This is a genomic window from Pseudomonas migulae NBRC 103157 (genome assembly GCF_002091715.1).
GTDB lineage: Bacteria > Pseudomonadota > Gammaproteobacteria > Pseudomonadales > Pseudomonadaceae > Aquipseudomonas > Aquipseudomonas migulae_A.
The window spans coordinates 1-17,234 of record NZ_BDAG01000032.1 but is presented as its reverse complement, the minus strand read 5'-3'; the positions used below and the strand labels follow the sequence as shown (position 1 = coordinate 17,234).

At 60.8% G+C, this 17,234-nt stretch carries 18 protein-coding genes and 1 pseudogene; 12 read left to right on the top strand and 7 right to left on the bottom strand.

All coding sequences use genetic code 11. The features are described 5' to 3' along the window. Positions 1-36: 36 nt before the first annotated feature. Positions 37-546, bottom strand: a complete 510-nt coding sequence (locus tag PMI01S_RS21735) for a winged helix-turn-helix transcriptional regulator (protein WP_084322183.1) — start codon at positions 544-546, stop codon at positions 37-39. 101 nt (positions 547-647) lie between these two features. On the opposite strand from PMI01S_RS21735, the gene PMI01S_RS21730 reads away from it, so the two are divergent. Further along, entirely contained in the window at positions 648-1,277 is a 630-nt protein-coding gene (locus PMI01S_RS21730; RefSeq protein WP_084322181.1) for a cysteine hydrolase family protein, read from the top strand. 6 nt (positions 1,278-1,283) lie between these two features. Then, positions 1,284-2,849: an aldehyde dehydrogenase (NADP(+)) gene (locus PMI01S_RS21725; protein WP_084322179.1), complete on the top strand. Its 1,566-nt coding sequence runs from the start codon at positions 1,284-1,286 to the stop codon at positions 2,847-2,849. Positions 2,850-2,953: 104 nt separating this feature from the next. Here the strand turns inward: PMI01S_RS21725 and PMI01S_RS21720 are convergent, their stop codons facing one another. Then, positions 2,954-3,544 carry a TetR/AcrR family transcriptional regulator gene (locus PMI01S_RS21720; RefSeq protein WP_084322178.1) on the bottom strand — a complete coding sequence of 197 codons (591 nt, stop codon included), beginning with the start codon at positions 3,542-3,544 and terminating at the stop codon, positions 2,954-2,956. A gap of 195 nt (positions 3,545-3,739) precedes the next feature. On the opposite strand from PMI01S_RS21720, the gene PMI01S_RS21715 reads away from it, so the two are divergent. The 3 genes and pseudogenes from PMI01S_RS21715 to PMI01S_RS32080 all read left to right on the top strand — a co-directional run. Beyond that, positions 3,740-4,453: an SDR family oxidoreductase gene (locus PMI01S_RS21715; protein ID WP_084322176.1), complete on the top strand. Its 714-nt coding sequence runs from the start codon at positions 3,740-3,742 to the stop codon at positions 4,451-4,453. A gap of 10 nt (positions 4,454-4,463) precedes the next feature. Next, complete coding sequence (locus PMI01S_RS21710; protein ID WP_174602682.1) at positions 4,464-5,372, top strand: alpha/beta fold hydrolase; 909 nt, start codon at positions 4,464-4,466, stop codon at positions 5,370-5,372. Then, positions 5,373-5,549 (top strand): annotated as a pseudogene (locus tag PMI01S_RS32080) (epoxide hydrolase); the annotation flags it as partial. A gap of 683 nt (positions 5,550-6,232) precedes the next feature. Here the strand turns inward: PMI01S_RS32080 and PMI01S_RS21695 are convergent. The 4 genes from PMI01S_RS21695 to PMI01S_RS21680 all read right to left on the bottom strand — a co-directional run bounded on the left by PMI01S_RS21695 (position 6,233) and on the right by PMI01S_RS21680 (position 10,529). Next, entirely contained in the window at positions 6,233-7,231 is a 999-nt protein-coding gene (locus PMI01S_RS21695; RefSeq protein WP_084322172.1) for a bile acid:sodium symporter family protein, read from the bottom strand. Positions 7,232-7,533: 302 nt separating this feature from the next. Continuing rightward, positions 7,534-9,042 (bottom strand): tripartite tricarboxylate transporter permease, encoded by a 1,509-nt coding sequence (locus PMI01S_RS21690; RefSeq protein WP_084322170.1) that lies wholly within the window; start codon positions 9,040-9,042, stop codon positions 7,534-7,536. A gap of 24 nt (positions 9,043-9,066) precedes the next feature. Further along, a complete protein-coding gene (locus PMI01S_RS21685) occupies positions 9,067-9,561 on the bottom strand; it encodes a tripartite tricarboxylate transporter TctB family protein (RefSeq protein ID WP_084322169.1) in 495 nt (164 codons plus the stop codon). Further along, positions 9,558-10,529 (bottom strand): tripartite tricarboxylate transporter substrate binding protein, encoded by a 972-nt coding sequence (locus PMI01S_RS21680; protein WP_084322167.1) that lies wholly within the window; start codon positions 10,527-10,529, stop codon positions 9,558-9,560. The genes PMI01S_RS21685 and PMI01S_RS21680 overlap by 4 nt, the downstream gene beginning before the upstream one ends. 158 nt (positions 10,530-10,687) lie before the next feature. Between PMI01S_RS21680 and chrA the strand changes: the two genes are divergently transcribed. The 3 genes from chrA to PMI01S_RS21665 all read left to right on the top strand — a co-directional run bounded on the left by chrA (position 10,688) and on the right by PMI01S_RS21665 (position 12,916). Beyond that, the gene (chrA, locus tag PMI01S_RS21675; protein WP_084322165.1) at positions 10,688-11,893 is read left to right on the top strand and encodes a chromate efflux transporter; all 1,206 of its coding nucleotides are present in this window, start codon (positions 10,688-10,690) and stop codon (positions 11,891-11,893) included. 160 nt (positions 11,894-12,053) lie between these two features. Beyond that, positions 12,054-12,404 carry a DUF6152 family protein gene (locus PMI01S_RS21670; RefSeq protein WP_084322163.1) on the top strand — a complete coding sequence of 117 codons (351 nt, stop codon included), beginning with the start codon at positions 12,054-12,056 and terminating at the stop codon, positions 12,402-12,404. Next, positions 12,404-12,916 carry a DUF6644 family protein gene (locus tag PMI01S_RS21665; RefSeq protein WP_084322161.1) on the top strand — a complete coding sequence of 171 codons (513 nt, stop codon included), beginning with the start codon at positions 12,404-12,406 and terminating at the stop codon, positions 12,914-12,916. The genes PMI01S_RS21670 and PMI01S_RS21665 overlap by 1 nt, the downstream gene beginning before the upstream one ends. 178 nt (positions 12,917-13,094) lie before the next feature. Here the strand turns inward: PMI01S_RS21665 and PMI01S_RS21655 are convergent, their stop codons facing one another. Beyond that, entirely contained in the window at positions 13,095-13,316 is a 222-nt protein-coding gene (locus PMI01S_RS21655; RefSeq protein ID WP_084322157.1) for a hypothetical protein, read from the bottom strand. A 338-nt stretch (positions 13,317-13,654) separates the two neighbouring features. Here PMI01S_RS21655 and PMI01S_RS21650 point away from each other — a divergent pair, with 338 nt between their 5' ends. From PMI01S_RS21650 to PMI01S_RS21635, 4 genes are all read left to right on the top strand, one after another. Further along, on the top strand, positions 13,655-14,425 hold the full coding sequence (locus PMI01S_RS21650; protein WP_084322155.1) for an alpha/beta hydrolase: 771 nt from the start codon (positions 13,655-13,657) through the stop codon (positions 14,423-14,425). 129 nt (positions 14,426-14,554) lie between these two features. Further along, positions 14,555-14,815: a DUF2790 domain-containing protein gene (locus PMI01S_RS21645; protein WP_084322153.1), complete on the top strand. Its 261-nt coding sequence runs from the start codon at positions 14,555-14,557 to the stop codon at positions 14,813-14,815. Between the two features lie 39 nt (positions 14,816-14,854). Further along, on the top strand, positions 14,855-15,526 hold the full coding sequence (locus tag PMI01S_RS21640; RefSeq protein WP_084322151.1) for a heavy metal response regulator transcription factor: 672 nt from the start codon (positions 14,855-14,857) through the stop codon (positions 15,524-15,526). Next, on the top strand, positions 15,523-16,926 hold the full coding sequence (locus tag PMI01S_RS21635; protein ID WP_084322150.1) for a heavy metal sensor histidine kinase: 1,404 nt from the start codon (positions 15,523-15,525) through the stop codon (positions 16,924-16,926). Before PMI01S_RS21640 ends, PMI01S_RS21635 begins: the two co-directional genes overlap by 4 nt. The last annotated feature ends 308 nt before the right edge of the window (positions 16,927-17,234 follow it).

Genomic DNA, 17,234 nt, shown 5'->3' with positions numbered 1-17,234 from the left:
CCGTTCGCAAGCTCGGGGTGGGCGGCTACAGCATCCTTACGCCTGGCTCCGACTCCCTTTGAAAGCCTCACGCCGCGCTTGTCGTTCTGCGGCGTAGGCTTCGCTCTGCTCACTGATCAGTTCATCCCGACGCAACAACTCACCGCAATGTTCGCAAAGCGGTCCTAATCCCGCGGGCTCGCCACAGGTTTTGTGGGTGTACACCACCGCCAGGCCTTCCTCCGGCGACTTGCACCAGGTTTCCCCCCAGGCGCGCAGCGCCAGCACCACCGAGTAAAAGGCCAGCCCTTTTTCGGTCAGGTGGTATTCGTAGCGTGGCGGGCGTTCGTTGTAGAGACGGCGTTCGACCAGGCCGTCAGCCTCCAGACTCTTCAAGCGTGCCGCGACCATTTGCGGGGTGCCGCCGGTTTGCGCCTGAATCTCGTCGTACCGATGACTCCCCATAAGCAGCTCACGCAGGACCAGCACGGTCCAGCGGTCGCCCACGATCGCCTCGGCCCGGGAAATCGGGCACAGGGTGTCGGGAACAGTGGTACTTATCGACATACGGACTTGCCTCTTTCACAGTTACTATGATTATCATATCAACAAGATGCCCAGGCAAGTCCCCGGCACCGGTCACTCAACTTTTCGTGGAGAACATCGCCATGTCGAACGCCCCTTATCCGCTCAACAGGACCGCCTACCTGCTGGTCGATCCGTACAACGATTTCCTGTCGGAAAACGGCAAGGTCTTCCCCTTGATCAAGCCGATCGCCGAGCAAGTCGGCCTGCTGGACAACCTGCGCACCCTCGACCGCGCGGTGCGTGACCGCGACATTCCGGTGGTCATCGTACCGCACCATCGCTGGGAACACGGCGACTACGAAGGCTGGGATCATCCGACGCCGACCCAGTGCAAGATCATGCACATGCATCACTTCGCTCGCGGGGAATGGGGCGGCGAATGGCATCCGGATTTCGCGCCAAAGGACGGTGACATCGTCGTTCAGGAGCATTGGGGGTCCAGCGGTTTCGCCAATACCGACCTCGATTTTCGCCTCAAGCAGAAAGGCATCACCCACGTGATCATCGTCGGCCTGCTGGCCAACACCTGCATCGAAGCGACTGCCCGCTACGCGTCGGAACTGGGTTACCACGTCACTCTGGTGCGTGATGCGACGGCCGCCTTCCGCCCGGAGATGATGCACGCCGCCCACGAACTGAACGGCCCCACCTTCGCCCACGCCATTGTGACGACGAACGAACTCGTTGCCACCCTGGCACAGCAGGAGTAACCGCCGATGAAATTGACAGGAAACCTGATCATCGGCGCCCACGACGTCCCGGCCACAGAAGGGACAATGAAAGCGCTCAACCCCGCCATCAACAGGTTGATCGAACCGGATTTTGCGCTGGGTGGGGTGGCACAAGTCCACCAGGCGGCAACGCTCGCCGACGAGGCATTCGACAGTTACAGCCATACCTCGCTCGCGGCGCGCGCGGCGTTTCTCGACAGCATTGCCGACAATCTCGAAGCGGTCCGCGAAGCGTTAGCGGCACGCGCCGCGCTTGAAACGGGCTTGCCGCAAGCGCAACTGGAAGGCGAGGCAACAAGGGCCGCCACCCAGTTTCGTCAATTCGCGGAAGTCGTGCGCAAAGGCCGCTTCCTGCAACTGGCCATCGATCCGGCTCAGCCTGATCGTCAGCCTCGCCCGCGCATGGACCATCGGCTGCAAAAAATGGCCATCGGCCCGGTGGCCATTTTCGGGGCGAGCAACTTCCCGATCGCCTATTCGGTGGCGGGCGGCGATACCGCATCGGCACTGGCCGCTGGCGCGACCGTCATTCTGAAGGCGCACAACGCCCATCCGGGTGCTTCGGAAATCCAGGCGCGCGCCATCCAAAAAGCGGTGCATGACCACGGCTTGCACGAGGGTGTTTTCTCGATGGTGCGCGGCACCGGCAACACGATCGGTGAAGCCCTGGTCGATCATCCGCTGATCAAGGCGGTGACGTTTACCGGTTCGGAACAGGGCGGAATGGCGCTGTATCGCCGAGCACAGCTACGGCCCGATCCCATTCCGGTGTTCACCGAGATGACCAGCATCAACCCTACGTTCATCCTGCCCACCGCACTCGCCGAACGTGGCACGCAGATCGGTGACGGTTTTATCGAGCGCATGCTGGTCAATGTCGGGCAAGCCTGCCTCAGGCCCGCCCTGCTGATCGCGATCAAGGGCGCTGGTCTTGAAGCACTGCGCGACGCCATGGTGAAACGCGTAGCCGAGGCCTCGGCACGCACGATGCTGACCCCGGGGATTCATGCGTCCTACCTGAACGGTCTGGCCGCGATGGAAAATGCCGGTGCGCGCCGCGTCGCCGAAGGCTCGGCCGCCAACGAGGACTTTGACGGCCAGTCCGCGTTACTGGAAGTCGACGGCCAACGCTTCCTGAACGAAGCGGTACTTTCCCAGGAAGTCTTCGGTCCATCTGCCCTGCTGGTGACTGTCGAGGATGAAGCAGAACTGCTCGCCATTGCGCGCTCGCTCAAAGGCCAGCTCAGCGCCGCCCTGCACCTTGAAGAAAGTGACTTGCCATTGGCCCGGCGCTTGCTGCCGGTGTTGGAACGCCGCACCGGGCGCATCGTCGTCAATGCGTTTGCCCATCCCCAGGAGGTGACCTACGCCACCGTTCACGGCGGCCCGTTCCCGGCCACCTCGGACAGCCGCTTCACCTCGGTAGGCATGACGTCGATCGAGCGCTTCTTGCGTCCGGTGGCTTACCAGGGTTTTCCGGATGCGCTGTTGCCTGAGGCACTGCGTGATTTCAACCCGTTGAAACTGCCTAGCCTCGTGGACGGGCAATAGGCACCCGCTGCTGCCAAAACCAAGCGGGTCATTTGCCACTGCTCAGTGGCAAATGACCCGGATTGCGCAGATGGAATGCAGGTAGGCGCTGTTTCAACACCCGGCTAGACCGGTTTGCCCAGTGCGCTGTCGATCATGTGACGCACGCCCCGCAACACCTGGGCCGACACCTCTGGCCTGGCCTTCGCCGTGGCCCGCGCAACCGAGAGCGCGCCAACCATTGCCGCTACGATGGCCATGGCGGTGTCAAGCGCGTCGACGTCGGGATTGTTGGCGGCAACCCTGCGCTCAAACGCCCGCACCAGCACCATATAACCTTCGGTAAACGTTGCGCTGGTCGCAACATCCTGGCGGCCGATTTCGCTGGCGGACGCGGCCATTGCACAGTGGTCGGCGTAATCGTCGCGCCTGTCGACGGATAGATAGTCGGACAGGAAACGATCCAGGTCCGGCTCGCCATCAACCGTGCCGGTATAGAGCTTGGCATTCCCCTGCTCCAGGCTCCATGCCAGCGCCTCGGCGGCCAACGCTTCCTTGGATGGGAAATGCGCGTACAGCGCGCCGTGGGTCAAACCAGCCGACTTGCTGATCTCGGCAACGCCCACCCCGTCGATCCCTTTCTGTTGAAACAGGCGGCTTGCCGTCTCCACCAGTGCGGCGCGATTGGCTTGTGCTTTTTCTTTCGAGATTTTCATGATGAGTCTCCTTCGCGCGCACTCTGGCACATTATCGTTGCAACCGCAATTATCGACAATTCCCTGTTTAATTAGGCATTAAAATTGTTTTGTTTTTTAGCTTGACTTTAATAATTGCGATTACCACTATAAAAACATTGATTGCAACCGCAATCTTAATGAGCGTAAGTCGCTCCCCTGCCAGAGCACACCACCATGAACATCAAAAACTCCGTAGCATTTGTTACCGGCGCCAACCGTGGTCTTGGCCTTGCCTTCGCAAAAGAACTCGTGGCACGCGGCGCCAGCAAGGTCTACGCAGGGGTGCGCAATCCTGAGGGTGTCGACATTCCGGGCGTCATCGCCATTCGCCTCGACGTCAGCGACCCGGCATCGGTCGCCGCGGCCGTTGCCCAGGCTCGCGACGTGACGCTGCTGGTCAACAACGCCGGTATCGCCCGCGTGCTGCCTTCCATGCTTGATCCTGGCCTGGTGGAAGCCGCCCGCGAAATCTTCGAAACCAATTACTACGGCGTCATGCACGTCAGCCTCGCTTTCGCACCTGTACTCAAGGCCAACGGCGGTGGGGCAATCGTCAACGTACTGTCGGATGCGACCTGGATTGCCGCGCCTTTCCTGTCCGCCTATGCGGCATCGAAAGCAGCGGCGTGGAGCTTCACCAATTCGCTGCGAATCGAACTCCATGGTCAGGGCACAAGCGTGCAAGGGCTGCATGTTGGCTTCATCGACACTGACCTGACGCATGGTTTCGACGTACCGAAAGTCCAGCCATCCGACGTCGTGACCCAATCGCTGGACGGTGTGGAAGCAGGCCTGCAGGAAGTGCTCGCAGACAAAGGCACACGCGCCATCAAGGCCAGCCTGTCTACCGAGCAAGCGGCTTACCTGAACCCAGAAACCGTTGCGTAAGGAGCACACCGTGAAACTCTTCCAGCGGCTGGCCCTCGGGGCTGCATTCTTTACCATCGCGGTCGCCGGCGCCCTTGCGGCGCCGGCTGCCACGCACAACAACGCACCCAATCAATTCGTCGAAGCTGACGGCGTGCGTTATGCCTATCGCCACTTCGGGGCGCAGACCGGCGTTCCCGTGATCTTGCTCCAGCACTTTCGCGGCAATATGGATTACTGGGACCCCGCAGTGACCGATGGCCTGGCAAAGCAGCGCCCGGTCTACCTGTTCGACAATGCAGGCGTCGGCCTCAGTAGCGGCGAAACACCTGATTCGTTCGAGGGCATGGCCGACCACGTCGCCGCGTTTGCCCGCGCCCGTGGGTTGAAGCAGGTAGACGTGCTTGGCTTTTCAATCGGCGGCATGGTGGCGCAGGAAGTTGCGTTGCGCCATCCGCATCTGGTGCGCCGGCTGATCCTGGCGGGAACGTCGCCGCGCGGCGGGGTCGCGGGAAATGATCCACGGGTTCCCGAAATCGCGCTGCGCGAATCCATCGCCACGCTGGAAGAAACCGCGTATCTGTTCTTCGATCCGGCGCCATCAAGCCAACTGGCAGCCCGGGAATTCTGGGAACGGCGCCATCAGCGCCAAGAGGGTCTCGACAAGCTCAATTCGATGAAAGTCATCGCGGCCCAAGGGGCGGCGCTGGGCAAGTGGAACACTCCCGGTGACGGCACTTTTTCGCAACTGAGCAAGATTGGCCAGCCCACGCTGGTGGTCAACGGCAGCAAGGACATCATGGTGCCCACCCAGAACTCGTACACGCTGCAACAGCACATTCCGAACGCCAGGCTGCTGATCTATCCGAACTCGGGGCACGGTGCATTATTCCAGTATGCCGACGACTTCGTGACGCAAGCCAATGCCTTTCTTGACTGATGGGCCGCCGTGGAACAGAAGCCCCGGGATATCAAGATTCCTGTAGCCGTGACGGTGTTTCAGGGTGAAATCTACCAGGCACCGAAAACCTGGACCGAGCGCGCCTATCCCAACCTGAGCTATTTCAACGAAGTGGACAATGGCGGGCATTTCGCTGCGCGCGGCCTTCCGCAGCTTGCTGCTAAAGGCCGCGTCGCATTGGCCTGTCCATTGTCCCGATGTGTAGGTCGATCCCTTGTGGGAGCGAGCCTGCTCGCGATGGAGGTTAACGATAACGCGTGCGGTCTGAATGAACGCGGTGTCTGGACGTCCATCGCTAGCAGGCTAGCTCCCACAGGGGAGTTTTGGCGGCCATGACATGGGGATTCACCGCCGATGACCTTGACGAACATCAGGTCGGCTACCAGGCCGCCTCGCTTTGTTTTTGATTTTGATCTTGATCTGCCCCGTCGGAAGGCCGAGCGCAGGTTCTGCGCAGTGGGCAACCCGGCAAGGATGCCGGGTTAGCCGCCCCCGGCCATGGATGGCCGATGGCGGCGGGCCCACGGAGCAGGACCGGAGCGAGGGGATGGCGAGCCTTAGCGAGCCACCGTACGTCAGGGGCGCAGGCGCTTGGTTACTTGGCGCTCTTCCAAGTAACCCGCCGTAAGGGCGGAACCCATAGCCGTCGTTACCGCAGGAATGGATATATACACCATCAAAACCTATGTCGCCTGACGCTCAGCCATCGCTAGCAAGCCAGCTCCTACAGGGATTCCGGGTACACGCGCGAGAACAGTGTCAGGCCGCCATCGCGAGCAAATCGGATCGCCGCACCGCAGCTCCCACAAGAAACATCGCTTCAGTCGAGGCCAGCGCCCTCAAGGATCGACCTGAGCCATCAACTCGACAACGCTTTCCGGGCGATTGGCATAACGCTGCGCCAGCACCGCGCAGACCATCAGCTGAATCTGGTGAAACAGCATCAACGGCAGGATCAACACGCCAATGGTGCTGCCGGCGAACAACACCTGAGCCATCGGCACGCCGGTGGCCAGGCTCTTTTTCGAACCACAGAACAGGATGGTGATGCGGTCTTCCTGACTGAAGCCAAAGGCCTTGCCCAGCACGGTGGACGCCAGCAATACCAGGCCCAGCACGATGCAGCAGACCACCACCAATCCGGCCAGCTCCCAGAGCGGAATCTGGTGCCAGATGCCTTCGATCACCGCCTCACTGAACGCGCCGTACACCACCAACAAAATAGAGCCCTGGTCGACGAATTTCAGCCAGCTCTTGTTGCGCCCCACCCATGCGCCGATCCAGCGCCGAGCGATCTGCCCGGCAATGAACGGCAGCAACAGTTGCACGCTGATCTTCAGAATCGCATCAAGCGTCGATCCGCCCTCGCCGTGCACATTCAGCAGCAACGTCACCAACAACGGTGTGAGGAAGATACCGAACAGGCTCGAGGCCGCCGCGCTGCAAATCGCTGCCGGAATATTCCCCCGAGCCAGGGACGTGAAAGCAATCGCCGACTGCACCGTGGCAGGCAACGCGCAGAGGTAGAGCATGCCCATGTACAGATCGTCGCCGATCAGCGGCGAGAGCAAGGGTTTGAGCGCCAGGCCAATCAGTGGGAACAGGATGAACGTCAGGCTGAACACCAGCAGATGCAGGCGCCAGTGGCCGGCACCGGCAATGATCGATTCACGCGACAGTTTCGCGCCATGGAGGAAAAACAGCAGGGCAATGGCGAGGTTGGTCAGCCAGCCAAAACCGACCGCGACCTGGCCACTGGCGGGCAGCAGACTGGCGAGAACGACCACGCCGATCAGGGTCAGGGTGAAGTTGTCGGGCAAGAAACGGGGGCGGGTCATCGGTGTCATCCGGCGGTGGCGAGGAACAGTGCCTCGACTCTAACGCGCCTGCCGATTGCCGACTAACGCTAATAAGCCAGTAGATACCGCCAAAAGGACATAACGCTGACGTCAATGCATTCGGTAATAAAAACAACGGCAACCTCATGCGAACGCGGTACTCGCCATGACACCAATCAATTGTAGGAGCCGGCTTGCTGGCGATAGCGGCCGAAAGGGCATTGCAAGGCTTAAGGACCAATCGCCAGCAAGCCGGCTCCTACAGGGGGAACGAAACATTTGAATAATCGCCCCGCACCCGCTCAATCATCCTCATGCAACTTGATGCCCCTGGCGTGCAGCAGATGCGGCACCAACAGCACCAGCAGGGTCAATGCGAGAAACGCAGCGGAAATCGGTTGCGTCAGAAACACCGTCCAGTCGCCCTCGCTGATCGACAACGCGTTGCGCAGTTGTTTTTCCGCCATTGGCCCCAGCAGCATGCCCACGATCACCGGCGCGACGGGGAAGTCGAATCGCCGCATCAACACCCCGCCCCAGCCGATCGCCAGCATCAGCAACAGGTCGAAGGAAGAGTGGCGCATGCCGTACACGCCGATGGTGGCGAACACCAGAATCCCGGCGTTCAGGTACGGTCGCGGGATTTGCAACAGTTTCACCCAGAGCCCCACCAACGGCAGGTTCAACACCAGCAATATGACGTTGCCGATGTAGAGCGACGCCACCAGGGTCCAGACCAGCTCCCCCGAGGTTTCAAACAGCAGCGGTCCCGGTTGCAGGTTGTAGTTCTGGAAGGCGGCCAACAGGATGGCGGCCGTGGCCGACGTCGGGATACCCAGGGTCAGCAACGGCACCAGAGAACCGGTCGCACTCGCGTTGTTCGCAGCTTCAGGGCCGGCGACGCCCTCGATGGCGCCCTCGCCTTTGCTGGCGGCAAATTCTTTCGGGTATTTGCTGAGCTTGCGCTCGGTGGAATAGGACAGGAACGTCGGGATCTCCGCGCCACCGGCCGGAATCGACCCGAAGGGAAACCCGATCAGCGTTCCCCTCAGCCATGCCGGAACCGAGCGTTTCCAGTCGGCGCGCGTCATCCACAAGGAGGTCAGGCGATGCCGGCCCGTCGCTTCTTCTTTCTGATACAGCAGACTGTACAACGCCTCGCCCACCGCAAACAACCCGACTGCGACGAGCACGACTTCGATGCCATCGACCAGCTCCGGAACGCCCAAGGTGTAGCGGGCAATGCCCGAGGTCGAGTCCAGGCCGATCAAACCCACGGTCAGGCCAACACCCAGCGAGGCAAAGCCGCGCAACATCGACGCGCCGAGCACGGCAGACACCGTCGTGAATGACAGCACGAGGATTGCGAAATACTCCGCAGGTCCGAATTTGAGCGCCAGTTTGGCCACGATCGGCGCAAACAGGGTCAGCAGAATGGTCGCAATGGTTCCCGCCACGAAGGAACCAATGGCCGCCGTGGCCAAGGCCGGTCCTGCCCGACCATTGCGGGCCATGAGGTTGCCTTCCAGGGCGGTCACCATGGAAGACGATTCCCCGGGCGTATTAAGCAAAATGGACGTCGTAGAGCCGCCAAACTGAGCGCCGTAATAGATGCCGGCAAACATGATCAGCGCGCCGGTGGGATCGACCTTCGCGGTGATCGGCAACAGCAACGCCACCGTCAGCGCCGGCCCGATGCCCGGCAAGACACCGATGGCGGTGCCAAGCAGGCAGCCAATGAACCCCCACATCAGATTGATCGGCGTCAGGGCCGAGGAAAAACCCATTGCCAGGCTTGCAAGAATGTCCACCCTGTTGATCTCCTTCGGCCCGAATCAGATCCAGGCGTTGACAAGCGGCGGAAGGGAAACCCCCAGCCCGGCATTGAACAACCAGTAAATCGGCAGCGTCAGGGCAATGCCGATGGCGAGATCGCGCAGGGGATGGCGGCTGCCAAAACCTCGCGCCGAACAGGCGAACAACAGCGCGGCCGACAGGACGAATCCGATCAGATTGATCAGCACGGCCACCCCCAACAGCCCGCCCGTCACCCACGCCACCCCTGCCTTGCCGCCGGGCAACGCCTTGGCGGACTCGTCTTCGTGGTCAGCCAGTTCGCGAAAACCGCCGGTGAGGGCTTGATAGATCAGGAACACACCCACGCCCCCCAGGAACACCGCTACAGCATAGGGATAGACATACGCGGCGAGGATGACGAACCCCATCTCGGGGGGAAACAGGAAAGCGCCGTACGCCAGCACGGCGCTGATGGCCAGCACTCCGGCGCCAATCGCCAGTTGCACCGGTACGACTTTGCGCGACGGAGTCATTTCGCAACCAGCCCGACCTCGACCAGCATCGCATGCAGCCTCACGTGCTCCTCGTCGACGAATTTGCCGAACTCGTCACCGGTCAGAATGTTGGCAGACCATTTGTTGGTTTCAATATTGTCTTTCCAGACTTTGCTGTTGGCGGCGGCGACCACGGCGTCGGTTACTTCCTTGCGCTGCTCGGGTGTGAGATTCGCGGCACCGTAAACACCACGCCAATTGCCGATGATCACGTCATACCCGCTTTCCTTGAGCGTCGGGGCATCGATGCCGGCAACGCGCTCCGGTGCACCAATGGCGAGCACACGGAACTGATCGCTCCTGATGTACTGGCCAAGCTCGGCGTAACCGCCGGTGATCACTTTGATCTGCCCTCCCAATGCCTGGGCAACCACTTCCCCCCCGCCCGCGAAGGCAACGTAATTGACCTTGTTGACCGGAATGCCCATTTTTGCGGCCAGTTCGGCAATACCGATGTGATCGATCGATCCCTTGGAGCCACCGCCCCAGGAAATACTCGTCGGTTTGTCCTTGAAGGCTTTCAGCAGGTCCTCCAGGGTTTTGAACTCGGACTCCTTGCGCACCGCAATCACGTTGTACTCGGTAAAGAGCCGCGCAATCGGCGTCACATCCTTCAAGGTAATCTGCGGTTTGTTCTGCTCGATGCCCGCGACCATGATCGCGCCAACCACAAGCAACGCATCCGGATCGCCCTTGGTGCTGTTGGCAAACTGCGCCAGCCCCAGCGTGCCCCCTGCTCCTCCCTTGTTTTCGAAGGTGGCGGATTTGGCGACCTTGGCTTCAATCAAGGCTTTGCCCAGGACACGGGCGGTCTGGTCATAACCGCCGCCGACCGAACCGGGGGCCATGAATTTGACGGTATCCAGCGCAAAGGCAGGCGTTGTGAGCACAGCGGTCGTGACGACAACCGCGAGGCAACGGGTGGATCGACGTAACAATGCAAACATGCGTTTTCTCCCGAGACTTTTGTTTTTATGGGGCGCCGGTTGAACGTCGATCAGGGCGAATACCCCGATCAATGAACATCCATCTCGGGATAAGCGTAGGCCATGGTTAGAATGGCGGCATACAACAGTGAATCACTTCATTTCAGGAAGACGCGTACATGGACGAACCCCGTGCCGATAGCCGCAGCAGCCCATGGTCGGTGTTTATCATTTTCCTGCGCCTCGGGCTGACCTCTTTTGGCGGCCCCATCGCTCACCTGGGCTACTTCCGTGACGAGTTCGTCACACGACGGCGCTGGCTGACGGAGCGCAGTTATGCGGATCTGGTGGCGCTGTGCCAATTCCTGCCCGGACCGGCCAGCAGCCAGGTCGGCATTGCGGTGGGCATGTCCCGGGCGGGATACTGTGGAGCGCTCGCCGCTTGGGCCGGCTTTACGCTGCCTTCGGCCGTTGCCCTGATCCTGTTTGCACTGGGGCTTTCCCGATACGGTGCACTCCTCTCGCCCGGCGCGCTGCACGGGCTCAAAGTGGTGGCCGTCGCGGTGGTTGCCCAAGCGGTATGGGGCATGGCGCGAAACCTGTGTACGGATGGGCTGCGCGTCGCCCTCATGATGATTTCAGCCTGCGTTGTTCTGCTTGAACCGTCCGCATGGGCGCAGGTCGGGGTGATTATCGCCGCCGGTGTCGCCGGCCTGCTGTTGTTCAAGCCCGCGCAGCGCGACGGGCACGATCCTCTGCCCATCCCCCTCAGCCGCCGGGCCGGGGCGATCTGGTTGTCGCTGTTTCTGGCACTGCTGATCGGCCTGCCGATTTTCAATCAACTCTATCCGAGTCAAACCCTGGCGCTGGTGGATGCCTTCTACCGGGCCGGCTCACTGGTGTTCGGTGGCGGCCACGTCGTACTGCCGCTGTTGCAAGCCGAGGTGGTGCCTTCGGGGTGGGTCAGCAATGAAGCGTTTCTCGCCGGGTATGGCGCCACGCAGGCCGTGCCGGGTCCGCTGTTCACGTTCGCGGCGTTCCTCGGCGCATCCACGAGTCTTGCGCCGTCGGGATGGCTCGGCGGGTTGATCTGCCTGCTGGCGATCTTCGTGCCATCGTTCCTGTTGGTCCTGGGTGCCTTACCCTTTTGGGAACGGTTGCGCAGCAATCTGCGCGCACAGGCGGCACTGGCCGGGGTGAATGCAGCGGTGGTCGGCCTGCTGTTGGCTGCCCTGTATCAACCGGTCTGGACGAGTGCGATTTTCACCGCACAGGACTTCGGTCTGGCGCTGGTTGCCCTTGTTGCGTTGATGTTCTGGAAGCTACCGCCGTGGCTGGTGGTGCTCGGCTGCGGGGTTGCGGGTTGGCTGTTAAGCGCCGGGTGATCCAAGACAGGTGAATAACCGTTTGATTTTCAGCCAGTTACTTTTCTGGAAACACTAATCGTCGAGTCATCGACGTAACACTGAAAACGGACAGCTATTCTAAAAACCGACTGGACTTCGCGACTTGAGTTTGTAGATGACGTGCATCAGGAGACAGGTCATGAAAGGCATCCTCGGCGGCATTGGTTTATCACTGATACTGACGGCAACCGCAGCGTTCGCTCATCACGGCTGGAGTGAATACGACTCCGACAATCCCTTGCAATTGAATGGCACGATCGAAGAGTCGGGTTACTCCCATCCTCATGGATTCGTGCGCCTCAAAACACCGGACAAGACCTGGAACGTGGTATTGGCCCCGCCCTCGCGCATGGAAAACCGTGGTCTTTCCAAGGAGATGCTAAGTGTCGGCAGCACGGCCAGTGTGGTCGGCTATCAGAATCGCAACAAACCGGATGAACTGCGCGCCGAACGCATTACGGTGGGCGGCAAAACCACAGAGTTACGCTGATGCAAACCCTCAATACCGGCGTGGAACCCGGTGCGGACAGCTGGCTGGACTGGGTGGGTGACTCGTCACTGGGCGCCGCCATGCGGGGCGACCTGTGGCTGTATCCGATGGTGGAGGTGGTTCACATCATCGGGTTCGCGGTGTTGGTCGGCTCGGTCGTGATGTTTGACCTGCGGGTGCTCGGGCTGTCGAAAAACATTGCCGTGACCGACCTCGCTCGCCACCTCCTGACCTGGTCAGTCGCTGCACTGCTATTGATCGTGCCTGCCGGACTGATGATGTTTTCAGCCCACCCACATGATTTCGCCTCCAACAGCGTTTTCATCCTCAAGCTTTGCCTGATTGCGACGGCAGGCCTCAATGCAACGCTGTTCCACGTCGGCGTCTATCGTTCAGTCAATCGATGGAACACTGCTGTCGCGGCGCCCGGCATCGCAAAATGCCAGGCGCTGCTGTCGATCGCGTTGTGGCTCGCCGTGGTGGTGTGCGGTCGGCTGCTGGCCTACACCTGACGATCAGGTATTGGTTTTCAGCTTGCTCCACAGACGCGTGCTCAACCGTCCTGCTTCACGGCCGGATAACAAACTCGTTGAGTCTGCAACCTACAACCGCTGCACATCCCGCCTGCACGCTGATCCTGCAATGGTTCGCGCAGCAGGCTGAAAAGGAAGCCGGTGAGCGGATTGGGCCCTAAGTGCCTTTGCCCACCCCTTCTGTCGCATTGGAAAACGCCACCCCGGCCTCGCGTACCAGGGTTCGCCATTCAGCGCTGCTGATCAGTCCCTTGCGCTCCATCTCATCGGCTGCCTTGAGCAACTCGTCATACTGCTCCTCAACATCCATGCGAATTTCGGGGTGTGCGAGGAGCTTGTACCAGGCCGCCAGGGCATCCTGTCTCAGAACATCGGTCATGGTCTAACTCCCAAGTATTGTCTTCGATTGGAAGTGTATGAGTGGGTGACCGTTCCTCGACGCCGACGTACGGCAGTCGTCTGGATCGATGAAACTCTGCGACCCCTTCGCCAGCAAGCCGGCTCCTACAGGGACTCGATGATCGCATGAACGACAACAATCTGTAGGAGCCGGCCTGCTGGCGATGGCAGGCGAAAGACCTGCGCCTATCCAAAGCCCTGCATTACAAACTTGTCATCGACTTGTCAGCGTAGCCAGCACCCTCGCTTCCTACAGTGGCGTCGTCTGTCACCCACACCGGGCGACGCCTCCCACTGAAGACGACAAGGGTCGATACCATGAAACCATTAAGCAAACTCTGCCTGATCGCCGCCAGCCTGTTGATGCTCGGCACCGGGTCCGCCATGGCCAGCGACATCGCGCCGGTCAAGGCCGACAACGTCGTGCTGGTGCACGGTTCCTGGGCCGATGGCTCGAGTTGGGCGGACGTAATCTCGCGGTTGCAGGCTGCCGGACTGCACGTCACAGCGGTGCAAAACCCGCTGACTTCGGTTGCCGACGACGTCGCCGCGACCCAGCGCGTACTCAATCAGCAAGACGGCCCGACAGTTCTGGTCGGCCATTCCTACGCCGGCACTGTGGTCAGTGAAGCCGGGGTCAATCCAAAGGTCAGCTCGCTGGTTTACGTCGCCGCCCGCGCGCCGGACGCCGGGGAAGATTTCGTCGCACTGTCGGGCAAATACCCGACCATGCCCGTGCGCGCTGGCACCGAAGAACACGATGGTTTCGTCAGCCTGAAGCAGGACGCCTTCCTCAAATACTTCGCCAGCGACGTGCCCCACGACAAGGCGATGCAACTGTTCGCTGTGCAGCAACCGATCGCCAAAACCCTGTTCACTGATCGCACCACCGCAGCCGCCTGGCACAGCAAACCGTCGTGGTATGCGGTCTCCAGCCTCGACCAGACCATCAATCCGGACCTCGAACGCTTCCTCGCCAAGCGCATGGGCGCGACCACCATCGAACTGCCGTCGAGCCACTTGTCGCTGGTCTCCCACGCCAAGGAAATCACCGACCTGATCCTCGAAGCGTCCGGCCGCCAGCCATAACGCCGAGGCCGTTTCATTACAACTTTGTCATTGAACTGTTGGTCGGCTGTCCGGATCGCCTGGTTAACCTCAATTCATTGTCAGGCCACCCGCCGGCAGCCACCAAAAACCCGAATAGAGAACCTCATCATGAAAATGTTTATCCTCGGTTTCGCCGCCCTCCTCGCCACCGGTTCGGCGTTTGCCGATACGCAGACAACCACGGCGCCGGTGATCCACGACAAGACCGGCTTTTTCGTGCACCTGGATGTCGATAAAGTCCTGTCCAGCACCGATATTTCGCAGCAGTGCGGCCTGATTCCGGCGCGGCTCGACTACCTGGACCACCAGGGTCGCGAGCATGTGCTGGACTACCAGGTCAACGGCACCGGCTGCACCAATGATCATTGATCCGGCTACACTGGCGCCAATTGTCTGAGGCACAACCCCATGAACATCCTCGTAGTCGAAGACGAACCCAAAGCGGGTAACTACCTGCTCAACGGCCTGCAGGAGCTCGGTTACTCCGTCAGCCTGGCGCGGGATGGCGCCGACGGTTTGCACCTGGCCCTGGAGCACGATTTCGACGTCATTGTCCTCGACGTGATGATGCCGAAAATGGATGGTTGGGAGGTCCTGCGCCGCTTGCGCAAGGAGGCCGACACGCCGGTGCTGTTTCTCACTGCCCGGGATGACATCGCCGACCGCATCAAGGGCCTGGAACTGGGCGCCGACGATTACCTGATCAAGCCTTTTTCCTTCGCCGAACTGGTGGCGCGCCTGCGCACCCTGACCCGCCGTGGTCCCACCCGCGAAGAAGAACAATTGCACGTGGACGACTTGCAAATTGACGTGCTCAAGCGCCGCATCACCCGCGCAGGCGTCAAGATCACCCTGACCAACAAGGAATTCGCCCTGCTGCACCTGTTCGCCACGCATCAGGGCCAGGTGTTGTCGCGCTCGATGATCGCTTCAAGGGTCTGGGACATGAATTTCGACAGTGACACCAACGTCGTCGACGTCGCCGTGCGCCGCTTGCGCCTGAAAATCGATGACCCGTTCCAGCTCAAGCTGATCCATAGCGTGCGCGGCATCGGCTACCGCTTCGATACTCAGCCATGAGTCGTCTTCGCCATTCCCTGACACTGCGCCTGGCGCTGGTGTTTGCCCTGCTAGCCTTTGTTTCGCTGACCCTGTTGGGCGTGGCGCTGTACCGCGACCTGGAGCGCGAACTGATCCGCCGAGACGACGCCGCGCTGGTGAACCGCATCGATCAGCTGCGCACCTTCCTCAACGACAGCAATACGCTGGAGCTGATCCGAACGAAACCGGCGCTGTTCCAGAACATGCTGGGCAATCGTGAAGCCCTGTTGACCATCGGCGCACCGGGACAAAAACCCTTGTTGGTGGTCAACCCCGGCAACCTTGCCATGCCGTCGCTGGCGCCGGTGTCAATGGACCATCCGCTGAGTCTGAGCGACGTGCAGCACTACCCCGGCGTGGATGGCGTGCCTTTCGCGGCGTTGGCGGCGACCATCGATTCCGGCGACATGGGCAGCCTGCAAGTGGTCACCGGGCGCCTGATGACCGAACGCACCGCCGTGCTCGCCCGCTACCGCCTCAACGTGTACCTGTTTGCCAGCGTGGCAGCGATTCTGCTGGCGCTGTCCGGTTATCTGCTGGTACATCGCGGCCTGTTGCCGGTACGGCGCCTGGCCCGGCACGCCCACGGCATCGGCGTCGGCAACCTCACCGAGCGTCTCGATGGCCAGGGCGCACCTCGGGAACTGCTGCCGATGATCGAGGCATTGAACGCGATGCTCGACCGGCTGGGAAAGGGGTTCATGCAACTGGGTCAGGTGTCGACCGACATGGCCCATGAACTGCGCACGCCAATCAACAATCTGCTTGGCGAAACCCAGGTCGCGCTGCAGCAGAACCGCAGCGTCGAAGCTTATCAGCAGCTGCTCGCCTCCAACGTCGAAGAACTTGAGCGTCTGGCGCGGATGCTCGACAACATGCTGTTTCTGGCGCGCACCGATCCGGCCAGTGCCCTGAGCCAACGCCAGGAACTGGACGCCGCCGATGAAATGGAGCGCATGGCCGACTACTTCGAAGGGCCGGCAGCAGACGTCGGGATCAGCATCGACGCCCAAGGCAGCGGCGTGATCTGGGCTGAACCGATGCTGTTGCGCCGTGCGCTGGCCAACCTTTGCGCCAACGCTATCAAGTACGGCGCGGCGCATTCCGAGCTGTTCATTCGCGCCACGCCTACGGCTGACGGCATCCGATTGATTGTGCGCAACCATGGCCCGACCATCCCTGCCGAACACTTGCCCCGGTTGTTTGAACGTTTTTACCGGGTCGACGAATCCCGCGAGCGCTCGGCTCATTCCAATGGTTTGGGGTTGTCGATTGTGGCGACGATCATGCAGTTGCATCACGGGGGTTACAGCGTTAGCAGCAGTGAGGGGGTGACGTGTTTTGAGCTGTTTTTTCCGGGGCGGCGGGTGGGTGAGTGAGGTTTGGTGTTTTTACGGTTGGTGTGAATATCCGTTTTTTTGGTGATGGCGGCTATTGGTTTCGCCCTTACGGCGAGTCACTTGGAAGAGCCCCAAGTAACCAAGGGCTCTTGCCCCTTTCGTTCGGCCTCTCGAGGGGGCGCTCAGATCAAAAGCTGAAGGCGAGCTAACGCTCGGCCTGATGAGTGGTGGGAATCAAAAGCGTGTGGGATTCCCTGTAGGAGCCGGCTTGATCTGGCGAAAAGCGTCTGGGCGACGCGTTCATTCAGACAGCCCGCGTCATCGTTAACGTCCATCGCCAGCAAGCT

Excerpts from the sequence above, each read along its gene's own strand:
- PMI01S_RS21735 (WP_084322183.1), bottom strand. The coding sequence starts at position 546 with ATGTCGATAAGTACCACTGTTCCCGACACCCTGTGCCCGATTTCCCGG.
- PMI01S_RS21730 (WP_084322181.1), top strand. The coding sequence starts at position 648 with ATGTCGAACGCCCCTTATCCGCTCAACAGGACCGCCTACCTGCTGGTC.
- PMI01S_RS21725 (WP_084322179.1), top strand. The coding sequence starts at position 1,284 with ATGAAATTGACAGGAAACCTGATCATCGGCGCCCACGACGTCCCGGCC.
- PMI01S_RS21720 (WP_084322178.1), bottom strand. The coding sequence starts at position 3,544 with ATGAAAATCTCGAAAGAAAAAGCACAAGCCAATCGCGCCGCACTGGTG.
- PMI01S_RS21715 (WP_084322176.1), top strand. The coding sequence starts at position 3,740 with ATGAACATCAAAAACTCCGTAGCATTTGTTACCGGCGCCAACCGTGGT.
- PMI01S_RS21695 (WP_084322172.1), bottom strand. The coding sequence starts at position 7,231 with ATGACCCGCCCCCGTTTCTTGCCCGACAACTTCACCCTGACCCTGATC.
- PMI01S_RS21685 (WP_084322169.1), bottom strand. The coding sequence starts at position 9,561 with ATGACTCCGTCGCGCAAAGTCGTACCGGTGCAACTGGCGATTGGCGCC.
- PMI01S_RS21680 (WP_084322167.1), bottom strand. The coding sequence starts at position 10,529 with ATGTTTGCATTGTTACGTCGATCCACCCGTTGCCTCGCGGTTGTCGTC.
- chrA (WP_084322165.1), top strand. The coding sequence starts at position 10,688 with ATGGACGAACCCCGTGCCGATAGCCGCAGCAGCCCATGGTCGGTGTTT.
- PMI01S_RS21670 (WP_084322163.1), top strand. The coding sequence starts at position 12,054 with ATGAAAGGCATCCTCGGCGGCATTGGTTTATCACTGATACTGACGGCA.
- PMI01S_RS21665 (WP_084322161.1), top strand. The coding sequence starts at position 12,404 with ATGCAAACCCTCAATACCGGCGTGGAACCCGGTGCGGACAGCTGGCTG.
- PMI01S_RS21655 (WP_084322157.1), bottom strand. The coding sequence starts at position 13,316 with ATGACCGATGTTCTGAGACAGGATGCCCTGGCGGCCTGGTACAAGCTC.
- PMI01S_RS21650 (WP_084322155.1), top strand. The coding sequence starts at position 13,655 with ATGAAACCATTAAGCAAACTCTGCCTGATCGCCGCCAGCCTGTTGATG.
- PMI01S_RS21645 (WP_084322153.1), top strand. The coding sequence starts at position 14,555 with ATGAAAATGTTTATCCTCGGTTTCGCCGCCCTCCTCGCCACCGGTTCG.
- PMI01S_RS21640 (WP_084322151.1), top strand. The coding sequence starts at position 14,855 with ATGAACATCCTCGTAGTCGAAGACGAACCCAAAGCGGGTAACTACCTG.
- PMI01S_RS21635 (WP_084322150.1), top strand. The coding sequence starts at position 15,523 with ATGAGTCGTCTTCGCCATTCCCTGACACTGCGCCTGGCGCTGGTGTTT.